We start from the raw sequence: 15,270 nt of genomic DNA, 5'->3' as shown, positions 1-15,270 counted from the left end.
GTTATCTTGACCGGACCTTTTAAACATCCTCTACTAGTGTTTGAAATGACGTACGCCAGTGAACACCATCGTAATCCCATACTTATCCGCCACTTTGATAGAATCTTCGTCACGGATTGATCCGCCTGGTTGAATGATTGCTGTAATCCCTGCTTTTGCTGCTTCTTCTACTGTATCTGGCATTGGGAAGAAAGCATCAGATGCAAGTGCGCTACCTTGTGCTTTTTCACTAGCTTGTGTAATTGCGATTTTTGCAGAACCTACACGATTCATCTGTCCTGCACCTACACCAACTGTCATGTTATCATTCGCTAAAACAATTGCGTTTGATTTCACATGTTTTACAACTTTCCAAGCTAGTTTTAAATCTTTCCACTCTTGCTCTGATGGTTCACGTTTTGTCGGAATTGAAATTGTACTTTCATCTAATGATAACGTATCTTCCTCTTGAACGAGAAGACCACCTTGTACAGAAGTTAGTTTTTTGCTTGCACTTGTCGCTTTTTCAATATTTACAGTTAGTAGACGTAAGTTTTTCTTACTTTGCAATACTTCTAAAGCTTCTTTTGAGAAAGAAGGTGCAATAATGATTTCTAAGAAAATTTCGTGTAACTTTTCTGCTGTAGCTTTATCAATTTCACGATTTGCTGCAATAATACCACCAAAGATTGATACTGGATCTGCTTCATAAGCGCGTGTGTATGCTTCATGAATATCAGTACCCACTCCAACACCACATGGATTCATATGTTTTACTGCTACTACTGCTGGCTCTGTAAATTCTTTTACAATACTAAGTGCTGCATCTGCATCGTTAATATTGTTGTAAGATAATTCTTTACCGTGTAATTGTTCTGCGTATGCAACAGAAGAAGTTACAGCGAATGGTGCTTTATAGAATGTTGCTTTTTGATGTGGATTTTCTCCATAGCGTAAATCTTGTTTTTTCTCAAATGTCACTGTTAATGTTTCTGGGCTTTCTTCACCCATTTGCTCTGTTAAGTAGTTAGAGATTAACGCATCATATGCCGCTGTATGACGGAATACTTTCGCTGCTAATTTACGTTTCGTTTCTTCTTTTACTTCACCGTTCTCTTTCAGTTCTGCTAATACAACATCGTAATCTACTGGATCTACAATTACCGATACAAATTTATGATTTTTCGCAGCAGAGCGAATCATTGTTGGACCACCGATATCAATATTTTCAATTGCATCAGCAAATGTTACATCAGGCTTAGCGATTGTTTCTTTGAATGGGTATAAGTTAACAACAACAAAATCAATTGGCTGCATACCTAACTCATTCATTTGCGCTACATGCGTTTCATTATCGCGAACTGCTAATAGACCACCATGAATATTTGGATGTAATGTTTTTACACGACCATCCATAATTTCCGGGAACCCAGTTACTTCAGAAATACCGATTACTTGTAAGCCGTTTTCTTCTAGTAATTTTTTCGTACCACCTGTTGATATAACTTCGATCCCTTGTTCTAGTAAACCTTTAACAAATTCCACTACTCCTGTTTTATCTGAAACACTTACTAATGCACGCTTTTTCATCTATCCTTCACCCCTGGTTGTATGTTAGTTAACAGTTGGTTCTTTCACAGATTGAACAATTTGATTCACTGTATTTACGTATAATTTATGTTCAACTTGTTGAATTTTCTTTTGTAAGCTTTCTCTCGTATCCCCTTCAGAAACAACTACTGCTTCTTGCGCAATAATTGGTCCTGTATCCATACCTGCATCTACATAATGAATCGTTACTCCAGTTACTTTCACACCTGCTTCTAACGCTTGACCAACAGCATCTTTCCCTGGAAAACTCGGTAATAGTGATGGATGAATATTAATAATCCTTCCGCCGTAAGCTTCTAGTAATGTCGGCCCAATTAAACGCATATATCCAGCTAAAATAACATAATCAATTTCATACTCTTCTAGCTTCTTTAATATTTCTTTTTCAAACGCTTCTTTTGATCCATATGCTTTCGCTGAAAAAGCGAAACATGGAATATGATGATAATGTGCCCGTCCAACAGCGCGTGCTTCTGGTTTATCACATACTAATAAACTAATATCTGCATCTAATCTTTTTTCTTCTACCGCATCGATGAGAGATTGAAAGTTAGAGCCGCTTCCAGAAGCAAAAACTGCTAATCTACTCATAGTGCTGTGCCCCCATTGAAGGTAACGCCAGTCCCTTGTACAGTACGTCCAATAATACGAGCTGTTTCTCCTTGCTCTTCAAGAAGACAAACAATATCTTTTGCCTCTTCTTCCTTCACTGCTACTACCATACCAATACCCATGTTAAAAATATTGAACATTTCTTTCTCTTCTAGTTTTCCCACTTCTTGAAGTAAACTGAAGATCGGTTGAATTTTCCAAGATCCTAATTCAATTTCTGCACCGATTCCTTCTGGTAACATACGTGGAATATTTTCAATGAATCCGCCACCTGTAATATGCGCCATACCGTATACTTCATATTTCTTCAATAGTTCTAAAATAGGTTTGACATAAATTTTCGTTGGTTTTAATAATTCTTCACCAAGAGGTAGTTCTAAGCGTCCGTAAATGCGATCTAAAGATAGTTCTCCATCTTCTAGTAATACTTTTCGTACTAAAGAATAACCATTACTATGAATACCGCTAGATGCTAAGCCAATTAACACTTGACCAGCTTTAATTTTTTCACCTGTTACAATTTTCTTTTTATCAACAATTCCAACTGTAAAACCAGCTAAATCGTATTCTTCCGTAGAATACATTCCTGGCATTTCAGCTGTTTCTCCACCAATTAATGCACAACCAGCTTGGCGACAGCCCTCTGATATACCTTTGACGATGTTTTCAATTTTACTAGGTTCAGCTTTACCACAAGCAATATAATCAAGGAAGAAAAGCGGCTCTGCTCCTTGGACAACAATATCATTTACACACATTGCTACTGCATCAATACCAATTGTGTCATGTTTATCTGCCATAAAAGCGAGCATCAATTTTGTCCCCACGCCATCTGTTCCAGATACTAATACAGGTTCTTCTAATGCAAATTTTGATAAATCAAACATACCTCCAAAACCGCCTAGACCGCCTAGTACTTCTTTTCTCATTGTTGTTTGTACGTGTTTTTTCATGCGAGATACCGCTTCATATCCAGCTTCAATATCTACTCCTGCTTGCTTATATGCATTCGCCATCGTTATCTACACCTCGTCTTTTAATTTCTCCCTATTCAGGGCGGGCTGTTTTAAGAAAGAAGCTAGCTTCTACATCAAAAGAAGTAGAAGCTTTTTTCTTCTTATTTCATACTTTCTAAAAGCTCTTGCTCATAATCATAAAGAGCTGTTGGATAATCTCCATTAAAGTACGCCATACATAGACCGCCGTATTTCCCTTCATATGGACGTCCAATTGCATCTACTAATCCATCTTCACTTAAAAATGTTAAAGAATCTGCTCCGATGATTTGACGGATTTCTTCTATTGAATTATTTGCTGCGATTAATTCTTTTCTCGTTTGAATATCAATGCCATAGAAACATGGATACTTAAGAGGTGGTGAAGCAATTCTTACATGGACTTCTGTCGCTCCAGCCTCGCGAAGCATACGAACAATTCGTTTACTCGTCGTTCCTCTTACGATAGAATCATCAATCATCACAACTCGTTTTCCTTCAACTACGCCTCTTACTGCTGAAAGCTTCATCTTAACCCCTTGCTCACGCAGTTCTTGAGAAGGTTGAATGAACGTACGTCCAACGTAACGATTTTTAATTAATCCTAACTCATACGGAATTCCTGTCGCCTCCGCATAACCAATTGCCGCTGAAATACTAGAGTCTGGTACACCAGTAACAACATCAGCTTCAATAGGAGCTTCTGCCGCCAAACGTTTTCCCATGTTTTTACGTGCTGCATGGACGTTAATACCTGCAATATTAGAATCCGGACGTGCAAAGTAAATGTACTCCATACTACAAATTGCATGATCTACTTCATTTGTAAAACGATCTACGTGAATTCCTTCATCATTGATGATCAGTAATTCACCTGGTTCTACATCACGAATGTATGTTGCACCTACTACATCGAAAGCACATGTTTCTGATGCTACAACGTAAGCATCTCCCATCTTTCCAATTGAAAGAGGACGGAATCCATTCGGATCTAGCGCAACAATCATTTCATTTCCAGTTAGTAAAAGATATGCAAACGCACCTTTCACTTTATTTAGGGCCTCTTTTACACTTTCAATTAAAGTATCTTTCGTACTACGTTTAATGAGATGTAAAAGTACCTCTGTATCTGAACTTGTTTGGAAAATACTTCCCTCTGCCTCTAATTCACGACGAAGCATCTTTGCGTTAATTAAATTTCCGTTATGAGCTAACGCCATACTATGATCAGAAAAACGGAATAATAATGGTTGAACGTTAGCAACTTCACTTCCACCAGCTGTCGCATATCGTACGTGTCCAATTGCTGATTTTCCGTTTAAGCCTTCTAGTTCACCTCTTGAAAATACTTCCGATATTAAACCTAACCCCTTGTGACCGACGATTTTCTCACCATTATTTACGACGATGCCTGCGCCTTCTTGTCCACGGTGCTGTAAACTATGCAATCCGTAGTACGAAACTTGTGCTGCATTTTCATGCCCCCAAATTCCGAAAACGCCACATTCTTCATTTAACCCCTTTATTTCAGCAAGCATGGGATTGCCCCTTTCCAAGCCTTTCTCATTTCATCTACATTTGCTGTAAGTAATACTTCATTTTCTTCATTATGAATTGTTACTTCATTTGTATTTGTCACTTCTCCAACTTGAATTGCTTCTACCGCCGTCTCGAACGCTTCTTTATTTTCACGTTTTACAGTTATAACGAAGCGAGATTGTGATTCAGCAAATAATGCCGCTGTTGCTTCTCCGTCTAGTTTCACAGTAGCACCTAAACCATTTGCACCAATTGCACTCTCAGTAATTGCAACTGCTAAACCACCTTCTGCAACATCATGAGCAGATTGAACAAGGCCAGCTTGAATTGCTGCTAATACTTGTTTTTGGCGCTTTAATTCTACATCTAGATCGATGCTTGGTGATTGACCGAAAATTTTGCCGTGAATCATTTTCTGTAATTCACTTCCACCAAACTCAGCTTTCGTCTCTCCAATTACATAAACTAAATCGCCAGCTTGTTTAAACTCTTGTGTTGTTACATGTTTTAAATCGTGTACAAGTCCAACCATCCCAACTGTCGGTGTTGGATATACAGCTTCACCACTACGTTCGTTATACATTGATACGTTTCCGCCGATAACTGGCGTTTGTAATGTGCGACAAGCTTCACTCATACCATCTACTGATTTCTCAATTTGCCAGAAGATTTCTGGTTTTTCTGGATTACCGAAGTTTAAGCAATCTGTAATTGCAAGTGGCTCTCCCCCAGAACATACGATATTACGTGCTGCCTCTGCTACTGCAATTTTACCGCCCACTTCTGGATCTAAATAAATGTAGCGAGAGTTACAATCTGTCGTCATTGCTAATCCTTTTTCTGTACCACGTACACGTACAACTGCTGCATCTGAACCTGGTGTAACAACTGTGCTTGTGCGAACTTGATAATCATATTGATCATAAACCCACTCTTTACTTGCAATCGTCGGTTGTTGTAATAGAGCGAATAACGTTTCTTTATAATTTTCTACTTTTGGTGTTTCCATTTTCATTGCCTGGAATTCAGCAAAGTATGCTGCTTCTTTTGATGGCTTATGATAAATTGGTGCTTCTTCTGCAAGAGCATCTGCTGGTACTTCAGCTACCTTTTCACCTTTATGGAATAAGCGAAGCATTTTGTCTTCCGTTACTTTCCCCATCGTAACGGCTGCAAGACCATACTTCTCAAATAAATCTACTATTTCTTGCTCTCTACCCTTTTTCACAACGATTAGCATACGTTCTTGTGATTCAGATAGCATCATTTCATATGGTGTCATTCCTGTTTCGCGCTGTGGCACATCATCTAAGTACATTTCAATACCCATACCTGCTTTACTTGCCATTTCTGCAGAAGATGATGTTAAACCAGCTGCACCCATATCTTGAATTCCAACAAGTGCATCCGACTGAATAAGTTCTAAGCAAGCTTCAATAAGAAGTTTCTCCATAAATGGATCTCCTACTTGAACTGCTGGACGCTTCGCTTCTGAGCTTTCAGATAACTCTTCAGATGCGAATGTTGCACCGTGAATACCGTCACGACCAGTTGATGCTCCTACGTACATTACTGTATTTCCAGCGCCGTGTGCTTGCCCCTTTTTAATATCTTCATGATTAATTAAGCCTACGCACATTGCATTTACAAGTGGATTTCCTTCATAACATGGATCAAACTGTACTTCGCCGCCAACAGTCGGAATACCGATACAGTTACCGTATCCTGCAATCCCTGCTACTACTTCTTCGAATAAATATTTCACACGTGGTGACTGTAATTCACCGAAGCGAAGTGAATTTAATAGAGCTACCGGGCGTGCTCCCATAGAGAATACGTCACGGATAATACCACCAACGCCTGTTGCTGCTCCTTGATATGGTTCAATAGCAGAAGGATGGTTATGACTTTCCATTTTAAATACAACCGCTTGATTACCACCGATATCTACAATTCCAGCACCTTCTCCAGGTCCTTGCAGAACGCGCTCACCTGTTGTTGGGAATTTTCGAAGTACTGGTTTTGAATTTTTATAACTGCAATGTTCAGACCACATAACAGAGAATAATCCTGTTTCTGTATAATTTGGCAGACGGCCTAAAATCTTTTCAACCATGGCAAACTCTTCGTCTGTTAGCCCCATTTCCGCATATATGCGCTCTTCTTTAATTTGTGTTGGATTTGGTTCAAGCATTAACGACATATGTTTCCCTCCACTGTTTTAAGATAGATTGAAAGACCTTTAACCCTTCAGCACCGCCAAGTAATTCATCTACAGCACGCTCTGGGTGTGGCATCATACCAAGTACATTTCCTTTTTCATTTACAATACCAGCAATATCTGAAACGCTTCCATTCGGATTTTCTACGTAACGGAATGCGATTTGATTATTCTCTTCTAATTGTTTAAGAGTCTCTTCATCACAATAGTAATTCCCCTCACCATGCGCGATTGGAATATTGATTACTTCATCTTTTTCATATTGTGATGTAAACATCGTTTCATTGTTTTCAACACGCAGCTGAACTGTTCGGCACATAAATTTTAAGTTTTCGTTTCTCATTAACGCTCCTGGTAGTAATCCTGATTCAACAAGAATCTGGAATCCATTACATACACCTAAAATCGGCTTTCCTTGCTCAGCAGCTTTTTGCACTGCTTTCATTGCATTCGCGAAGCGAGAAATAGCACCACAACGTAAATAGTCACCGTAAGAGAATCCACCAGGTAGTAAAATTGCATCATATTCATCTAAATTCTCTCTATCGTGCCAAACGTAATCTACTTCTTCACCAAGCTCATCTTTAATTGCATGGAACATATCGACATCACAGTTCGAACCTGGGAATACTATGACTGCAAATTTCACTGTGCGACAACCTCCTCAACTTCATAACGGAAGTCTTCCATTACAACGTTTGTTAATAGTTTTTCACACATTTCTTTTACCTTTGCGTCAAGGTCAGATACTGATTTATCAATTGTTAATTCCATATATTTTCCGATTCGAACGTCTTGTACTTCTGTGAACGAAAGACTATGAAGTGCCCCTTTTACTGCTGTTCCTTGTGGATCTAATACGCTTTCTCTTAACGTTACATATACCTTAACTTTATACATGTGAAATTCCCCCTAAACGTTTTAAAATCTCTTCATAAGCTTCTGTTAAATTTCCAAGGTCACGACGGAATACGTCTTTATCAAATTTTTCATTGCTCGTTTCATCCCATAAACGGCAAGTATCTGGTGAAATTTCATCTGCTAAAATGATTTCTCCTTCATCTGTTACACCAAACTCTAATTTGAAATCTACTAGTCTTACACGACAGCTTGCGAAATGATCAATCAACACTTGATTGATTTGTAGAGCCATATCTCGTAATACGCTTACTTGCTCTGGTGATGCAACGTTTAATACACGAATATGATCTTCCGTTACAAGCGGATCTCCTAAATCATCATCTTTGAAGTAAAATTCTACGATTGGTTCTGCAAGTACAGTTCCCTCTTCCATTCCTAATCGTTTTGAAAGACTTCCTGCAATTACATTTCTTGTGACAACTTCTAGAGGAATAATACTCACTTTTTTAACAAGTTGCTCTGTTTCAGATAACTTCTCTACAAAATGTGTTTTTATTCCTACTTCTTGTAACTTTCTGAACAATAAAGTTGTAATCTCATTGTTCAAACGACCTTTTCCTGTAATCGTCTCTTTTTTCTCCCCATTGAAAGCAGTCGCACTATCTTTGTACTCTACCCAAACCATATCTGCTGATTCTGTACGATAAATTCTTTTTGCCTTACCTTCATACAGCAATTCTAGCTTTTGCATTTCGCAAGCCCCCTGTAGTTTGAAAAATGTGAATAATGTTTTTATAAAGAATGGCACAGAATGACTCTATTCTGTGCCATATGAAATTTTACGCTTCGTTTAACCCAAGGCGTTCAAAGATTGTATCAACGTGTTGCATATGATGCTCATAGTTGAAGCATTCATTAATTTCTTCTTGTGATAACTTGCTCGTAATACGCTCATCAGCTTCTACAAGCTCTTTAAATTGTACTTGTGTTTCCCAAGCTTCCATCGCTTTAGGCTGTACGATATCATAAGCTTCTTCACGTACCATACCTTTATCGATTAATGTAAGCATTACACGTTGAGAATAAATTAAGCCGTATGTTCTTGTCATATTGCGTTTCATATTCTCTGGGTATACAGTTAAGTTTTTAACGATATTACCAAAGCGATTTAACATGTAATTTAATGCGATTGTAGCATCTGGTAAAATTACGCGTTCTGCCGAAGAGTGAGAAATATCACGCTCATGCCATAATGGAACATTCTCATAAGCTGTCATCATATAACCACGGATAACACGAGCTAAACCAGTCATATTTTCTGATCCAATTGGATTACGTTTATGTGGCATTGCAGAAGAACCTTTTTGGCCTTTTGCGAAAGCTTCTTCAACTTCACGTGTTTCACTCTTTTGTAAACCACGAATCTCAACTGCCATCTTTTCGATAGATGTTGCGATTAGTGCAAGTGTTGACATGTAATGAGCATGGCGATCACGTTGCAATGTTTGTGTTGAAATCGGTGCTGCTTCTAATCCTAAGTTTTCACAAACATACTTTTCTACGAATGGATCGATATTTGCGTATGTACCAACCGCACCAGATAATTTACCAACGCGAACTGTATCAGCAGCTTGTTTGAAACGCTCTACGTTACGTTTCATTTCTTCATACCAAAGACCAATTTTTAAACCAAATGTTGTTGGTTCTGCATGAACACCGTGTGTTCTTCCCATCATGATCGTGTATTTATGCTCTTTCGCTTTGTTAGCTAAAATGCTTACAAAGTTTTCTAAGTCTTTTAATATGATTTCATTCGCTTGTTTTAAGATGTAAGATAACGCTGTATCTACTACGTCTGTAGATGTTAAACCGTAATGAACCCATTTACGTTCCTCACCTAATGTTGGTGTTTCTGATACAGCACGAGTGAATGCAACTACGTCATGACGTGTCTCTTTTTCAATTTCATAAATACGATCAATATCAAATGATGCATGCTCACGAATTTTTTTAACATCTTCTTTTGGAATATCGCCAAGCTCAGCCCATGCTTCACAAGCTAAAATCTCAACTTCTAACCACGCTTTAAATTTGTTCTCTTCCGTCCAAATTGCACCCATTTCTGGGCGTGTATAACGACTAATCATCTTTTTCCCTCCAACAGTTGTTCTTGATGGTCCCAAATATGCAAACTCTTCGCTTTTTCTAGAGCGACTTCAATATTATCATTTAAAATATTAACATGCCCCATTTTTCGCTGCGCTTTTGCTTCTTCTTTTCCATACAAGTGTAAATAGCACCCGGTTAATCTATTCACTTGTCTTAGGACCCCTTCTATATGTTCGCCTAAAATGTTTACCATGACAACTGGTTTTAACAAATTTGTTTCTCCAAGAGGTAAATTACAGATTGCTCGAATATGTTGACCGAATTGACTCGTTTCACATGCATCCTGTGTATAGTGTCCTGAATTGTGAGGTCTTGGTGCTAATTCATTAATATAAATCTCACCATCAGCTGTAGCAAACATCTCTACCGCTAGTGTTCCCACAAGTTCTAGTTCATCCGCGAGCACTTTTGCATAAGCAATTGCTTTTTGAGAAAGTTCTTCTGTAATGCGAGCTGGAACGATAGATTCATGCAAAATGTTATTTACATGAATATTTTCCGCTACCGGAAATACTTTCGTTTCACCACTTACACTACGAATCACAATAACTGATACTTCTTTTTCAAAAGGCACCCATTTCTCTAAAATACACTCTGCTGCATTCGCAAGCTCTCGTGCTTTATCAACGTCAGCCTCACTTCTTAAAACAACTTGACCTTTCCCATCATATCCGCCTGTCGTCGTTTTCAAGACGGAAGGATATGATAACTCAGTGATTGCTTCCGTAAGCTGATCTTGATTTTGAACTAATCTATACGTTGCTACTGGTAGCCCAGCTTTCTCAATCGCATTCTTTTCTGTAAAACGATTTTGTGTTTTACTTAACAACTGACTGCCTTGCGGTAAGTAAGCATGTTTTTCAAGCCATTGTAAACATCTATAATCAATATTCTCAAATTCATATGTGACAACATCACTAATCTCCGCTAAATGCTGAATTGCTTTTAAATCGTCATATGGTGCAACAATTTCAATATCAGCAACTTGTGCACATGGTGAATTTTTTGTAGGATCTAAAACAGCAATTTTATATCCCATCTCCTTAGCTGCCAATGCCATCATTCTTCCTAGCTGGCCGCCTCCAATAATGCCGATTGTTTTTCCAGGTAAAATGATTCTCGTCATACTAGCTCACTACCTTCGCGCACATCTTTTTTAATTGCTTCTCTTCTCAATTCTAATGCATCATGTATATCATCATGGAATGATCCAAGTATTTGTGCAGCAAGTAAACCAGCATTTGTTGAACCAGCCTTACCAATTGCAACAGTTGCAACTGGAACCCCTCCTGGCATTTGGACGATGGATAATAATGAATCTAAGCCGTTTAACGCTTTTGATTGAACTGGAACTCCGATTACAGGAAGATTCGTCTTCGCTGCAACCATCCCTGGTAAATGCGCTGCTCCACCAGCTCCAGCAATAATAACTTTCAACCCACGTTCACGAGCCGTCTCTGCATATTCAAACATATAATCCGGAGTCCGATGAGCAGATACAACTTTTTTCTCATACGGTATATTTAATTCATCTAAAATGTCACAAGCATATTTCATTGTTTCCCAGTCTGACGTGCTTCCCATTATGACTCCAACTAGTGATTTCATATTAGAATCCCCCCGATTCAAATAAAAAAAGCCTGAAATAGAACAGTTTCTCTTTTACTATGAGAGAAAGCGCTCTACTCAGGCATACGTATCCCTTGTGAATAGAAAAATACCGAGTGACTTTCCCTCATAGTCTAACGAATAACGGTCGTTAGGTAGAGACTTGCAGGCCATATCCCCGCGATTATATGAGGTCTTATATATTATTGTTTCTATGGCTATATTAACAATATTTCATAAACAATGTCAATAAATAATCGAATGTTTTTTTATTACTCACCAATAACGTTCGTGTTTTAGTTATATTCAAAAGAATAATTGTAACTATATGCAAGGAGGATAAGAAATTAGAATATATATTTCTAGAGATCTATTGTACACATAACAGTTTGTATACTTATTCCGTATGCTTTAATATAAAGCATATCATTTATATTCATTTTATTTATAAGGAAGACAATAATGAAAAAACGAACTACACTTTTTTCGTATTTATTCCTTTTTATCGCAGTCATTGCTGTAATTATTTAAAATATATACTTGTGGTAGAAATAACGTTTCCTATCATAGAGATTACTTTAGGAGTACTCGGAAAACCTGAAAAACAAAAAAATCATTACTATTACTTTAAATTGCTTCATTTTCATTCTTTTTTCTTCTTTAGGGTTATTAAATTTATGGATTATGACATTTGGTAAATAAAAATAAACAAAAAAAACCTAAGTCGAATCGACTTAGGTTTTTGCTTGGCGACGTCCTACTCTCACAGGGACAAGGTCCCAACTACCATCGGCGCTAGAGAGCTTAACTTCCGTGTTCGGTATGGGAACGGGTGTGACCTCTCTGCCATCATCACCAAACTATGAAGGCATATTCCTTCAAAACTAGATAACATTTGCTTCATATTATATGGTTAAGTCCTCGATCTATTAGTATTCGTCAGCTCCACATGTCACCATGCTTCCACCTCGAACCTATCAACCTGATCATCTTTCAGGGATCTTACTAGCTTACGCTATGGGAAATCTCATCTTGAGGGGGGCTTCATGCTTAGATGCTTTCAGCACTTATCCCTTCCGCACATAGCTACCCAGCTATGCCCTTGGCAGAACAACTGGTACACCAGCGGTGCGTCCATCCCGGTCCTCTCGTACTAAGGACAGCTCCTCTCAAATTTCCTACGCCCACGACGGATAGGGACCGAACTGTCTCACGACGTTCTGAACCCAGCTCGCGTACCGCTTTAATGGGCGAACAGCCCAACCCTTGGGACCGACTACAGCCCCAGGATGCGATGAGCCGACATCGAGGTGCCAAACCTCCCCGTCGATGTGGACTCTTGGGGGAGATAAGCCTGTTATCCCCGGGGTAGCTTTTATCCGTTGAGCGATGGCCCTTCCATGCGGAACCACCGGATCACTAAGCCCGACTTTCGTCCCTGCTCGACTTGTAGGTCTCGCAGTCAAGCTCCCTTATGCCTTTGCACTCTACGAATGATTTCCAACCATTCTGAGGGAACCTTTGGGCGCCTCCGTTACACTTTAGGAGGCGACCGCCCCAGTCAAACTGCCCACCTGACACTGTCTCCCGGGTCGATAAGACCCGTAGGTTAGAATTTCAATACATTCAGGGCGGTATCCCACCAGCGCCTCCACCGAAGCTAGCGCTCCGGTTTCAATGGCTCCCGCCTATCCTGTACAAAATGTACCAAAATTCAATATCAGGCTACAGTAAAGCTCCACGGGGTCTTTCCGTCCTGTCGCGGGTAACCTGCATCTTCACAGGTACTATAATTTCACCGAGTCTCTGGTTGAGACAGTGCCCAAATCGTTACACCTTTCGTGCGGGTCGGAACTTACCCGACAAGGAATTTCGCTACCTTAGGACCGTTATAGTTACGGCCGCCGTTTACTGGGGCTTCAGTTCAGAGCTTCGCTTACGCTAACCCCTCTCCTTAACCTTCCAGCACCGGGCAGGTGTCAGCCCCTATACTTCGCCTTACGGCTTCGCAGAGACCTGTGTTTTTGCTAAACAGTCGCTTGGGCCTATTCACTGCGGCTTTCCGTTAAGAAAGCACCCCTTCTCCCGAAGTTACGGGGTCATTTTGCCGAGTTCCTTAACCAGAGTTCTCTCGCACACCTTAGGATTCTCTCCTCGCCTACCTGTGTCGGTTTGCGGTACAGGCACCTTTTATCTCGCTAGAAGCTTTTCTTGGCAGCGGGGAATCAAAGACTTCGCTCCATAAGGAGCTTCCCCATCACAGCTCAGCCTTCACGATAAGCGGATTTGCCTACTTATCAGCCTAACTGCTTGGACGTGCACAACCAATCGCACGCTTCTTCTATCCTTCTGCGTCCCTCCATTGCTCAAACGATAAAGAGGTGGTACAGGAATATCAACCTGTTGTCCATCGCCTACGCCTGTCGGCCTCGGCTTAGGTCCTGACTAACCCTGAGCGGACGAGCCTTCCTCAGGAAACCTTAGGCATTCGGTGGACGGGATTCTCACCCGTCTTTCGCTACTCATACCGGCATTCTCACTTCTAAGCGCTCCACCAGTCCTTCCGGTCTGACTTCACTGCACTTAGAACGCTCCCCTACCACTGATACCATTGGTATCAATTCGCAGCTTCGGTGGTGTATTTAGCCCCGGTACATTTTCGGCGCAGAGTCACTCGACTAGTGAGCTATTACGCACTCTTTAAATGGTGGCTGCTTCTAAGCCAACATCCTAGTTGTCTAAGCAACTCCACATCCTTTTCCACTTAATACACACTTTGGGACCTTAGCTGGCGATCTGGGCTGTTTCCCTCTTGACTACGGATCTTATCACTCGCAGTCTGACTCCTAAGGATAAGTCATTGGCATTCGGAGTTTGACTGAATTCGGTAATCCGATGAGGACCCCTAGTTCAATCAGTGCTCTACCTCCAAGACTCTTACACTTAAGGCTAGCCCTAAAGCTATTTCGGGGAGAACCAGCTATCTCCAGGTTCGATTGGAATTTCTCCGCTACCCACACCTCATCCCCGCACTTTTCAACGTGCGTGGGTTCGGGCCTCCATTCAGTGTTACCTGAACTTCACCCTGGACATGGGTAGATCACCTGGTTTCGGGTCTACGACCACGTACTAAACGCCCTATTCAGACTCGCTTTCGCTGCGGCTCCGCCTCTTCAGCTTAACCTCGCACGGGATCGTAACTCGCCGGTTCATTCTACAAAAGGCACGCCATCACCCATTAACGGGCTCTGACTATTTGTAGGCACACGGTTTCAGGATCTCTTTCACTCCCCTTCCGGGGTGCTTTTCACCTTTCCCTCACGGTACTGGTTCACTATCGATCACTAGGGAGTATTTAGCCTTGGGAGATGGTCCTCCCAGATTCCGACGGAATTTCACGTGTTCCGCCGTACTCAGGATACATTCAAGAGAGAACGAAGTTTCGACTACGGGGTTGTTACCCTCTACGACGGACCTTTCCAGGTCGCTTCGTCTACCTCGTTCCTTTGTAACTCCGTATAGAATGTCCTACAACCCCAAGAGGCAAGCCTCTTGGTTTGGGCTATGTTCCGTTTCGCTCGCCGCTACTCAGGAAATCGCATTTGCTTTCTCTTCCTCCAGGTACTTAGATGTTTCAGTTCCCTGGGTCTGTCTTCCTTACCCTATGTATTCAGG

At 40.5% G+C, this 15,270-nt stretch carries 11 protein-coding genes, 2 rRNA genes and 1 riboswitch; all 13 genes read right to left on the bottom strand.

Features of this window, described 5'->3' with window-relative positions:
* Positions 1-33 precede the first annotated feature (33 nt).
* Entirely contained in the window at positions 34-1,569 is a 1,536-nt protein-coding gene (purH, locus tag AC3WTA_RS26240; RefSeq protein ID WP_000745431.1) for a bifunctional phosphoribosylaminoimidazolecarboxamide formyltransferase/IMP cyclohydrolase, read from the bottom strand.
* A gap of 24 nt (positions 1,570-1,593) precedes the next feature.
* Complete coding sequence (purN, locus tag AC3WTA_RS26235) at positions 1,594-2,181, bottom strand: phosphoribosylglycinamide formyltransferase (RefSeq protein ID WP_078183496.1); 588 nt, start codon at positions 2,179-2,181, stop codon at positions 1,594-1,596.
* Positions 2,178-3,218, bottom strand: a complete 1,041-nt coding sequence (purM, locus tag AC3WTA_RS26230; RefSeq protein ID WP_078183495.1) for a phosphoribosylformylglycinamidine cyclo-ligase — start codon at positions 3,216-3,218, stop codon at positions 2,178-2,180. Before purM ends, purN begins: the two co-directional genes overlap by 4 nt.
* A 101-nt stretch (positions 3,219-3,319) precedes the next feature.
* Positions 3,320-4,735, bottom strand: coding sequence for an amidophosphoribosyltransferase (gene purF / locus AC3WTA_RS26225; RefSeq protein WP_000879036.1), 1,416 nt, complete (start codon positions 4,733-4,735; stop codon positions 3,320-3,322).
* Positions 4,720-6,939 carry a phosphoribosylformylglycinamidine synthase II gene (gene purL, locus AC3WTA_RS26220; RefSeq protein WP_000055592.1) on the bottom strand — a complete coding sequence of 740 codons (2,220 nt, stop codon included), beginning with the start codon at positions 6,937-6,939 and terminating at the stop codon, positions 4,720-4,722. The genes purF and purL overlap by 16 nt, the downstream gene beginning before the upstream one ends.
* Entirely contained in the window at positions 6,923-7,606 is a 684-nt protein-coding gene (gene purQ / locus AC3WTA_RS26215) for a phosphoribosylformylglycinamidine synthase subunit PurQ (protein WP_000666772.1), read from the bottom strand. Before purQ ends, purL begins: the two co-directional genes overlap by 17 nt.
* The gene (purS, locus tag AC3WTA_RS26210) at positions 7,603-7,857 is read right to left on the bottom strand and encodes a phosphoribosylformylglycinamidine synthase subunit PurS (protein WP_000278821.1); all 255 of its coding nucleotides are present in this window, start codon (positions 7,855-7,857) and stop codon (positions 7,603-7,605) included. The genes purQ and purS overlap by 4 nt, the downstream gene beginning before the upstream one ends.
* Positions 7,850-8,569: a phosphoribosylaminoimidazolesuccinocarboxamide synthase gene (gene purC, locus AC3WTA_RS26205; RefSeq protein WP_001170543.1), complete on the bottom strand. Its 720-nt coding sequence runs from the start codon at positions 8,567-8,569 to the stop codon at positions 7,850-7,852. The genes purS and purC overlap by 8 nt, the downstream gene beginning before the upstream one ends.
* 88 nt (positions 8,570-8,657) lie before the next feature.
* Complete coding sequence (purB, locus tag AC3WTA_RS26200; protein WP_000625685.1) at positions 8,658-9,965, bottom strand: adenylosuccinate lyase; 1,308 nt, start codon at positions 9,963-9,965, stop codon at positions 8,658-8,660.
* Entirely contained in the window at positions 9,962-11,113 is a 1,152-nt protein-coding gene (gene purK / locus AC3WTA_RS26195) for a 5-(carboxyamino)imidazole ribonucleotide synthase (protein WP_000196788.1), read from the bottom strand. Before purK ends, purB begins: the two co-directional genes overlap by 4 nt.
* Positions 11,110-11,595 (bottom strand): 5-(carboxyamino)imidazole ribonucleotide mutase, encoded by a 486-nt coding sequence (purE, locus tag AC3WTA_RS26190; RefSeq protein WP_000839368.1) that lies wholly within the window; start codon positions 11,593-11,595, stop codon positions 11,110-11,112. Before purE ends, purK begins: the two co-directional genes overlap by 4 nt.
* A gap of 110 nt (positions 11,596-11,705) precedes the next feature.
* A riboswitch (purine riboswitch) is annotated at positions 11,706-11,807 on the bottom strand.
* A 532-nt stretch (positions 11,808-12,339) separates the two neighbouring features.
* Positions 12,340-12,455: ribosomal RNA gene (gene rrf / locus AC3WTA_RS26185) — 5S ribosomal RNA — on the bottom strand.
* A gap of 49 nt (positions 12,456-12,504) precedes the next feature.
* Positions 12,505-15,270 (bottom strand): 23S ribosomal RNA (locus AC3WTA_RS26180); the annotation flags it as partial.

The sequence above is a fragment of the Bacillus sp. EB106-07-01-XG149 genome (assembly GCF_058791555.1).
The sequence above is the reverse complement of the archived record's forward strand: the minus strand, read 5'-3'. Positions and strand labels throughout refer to the sequence as shown.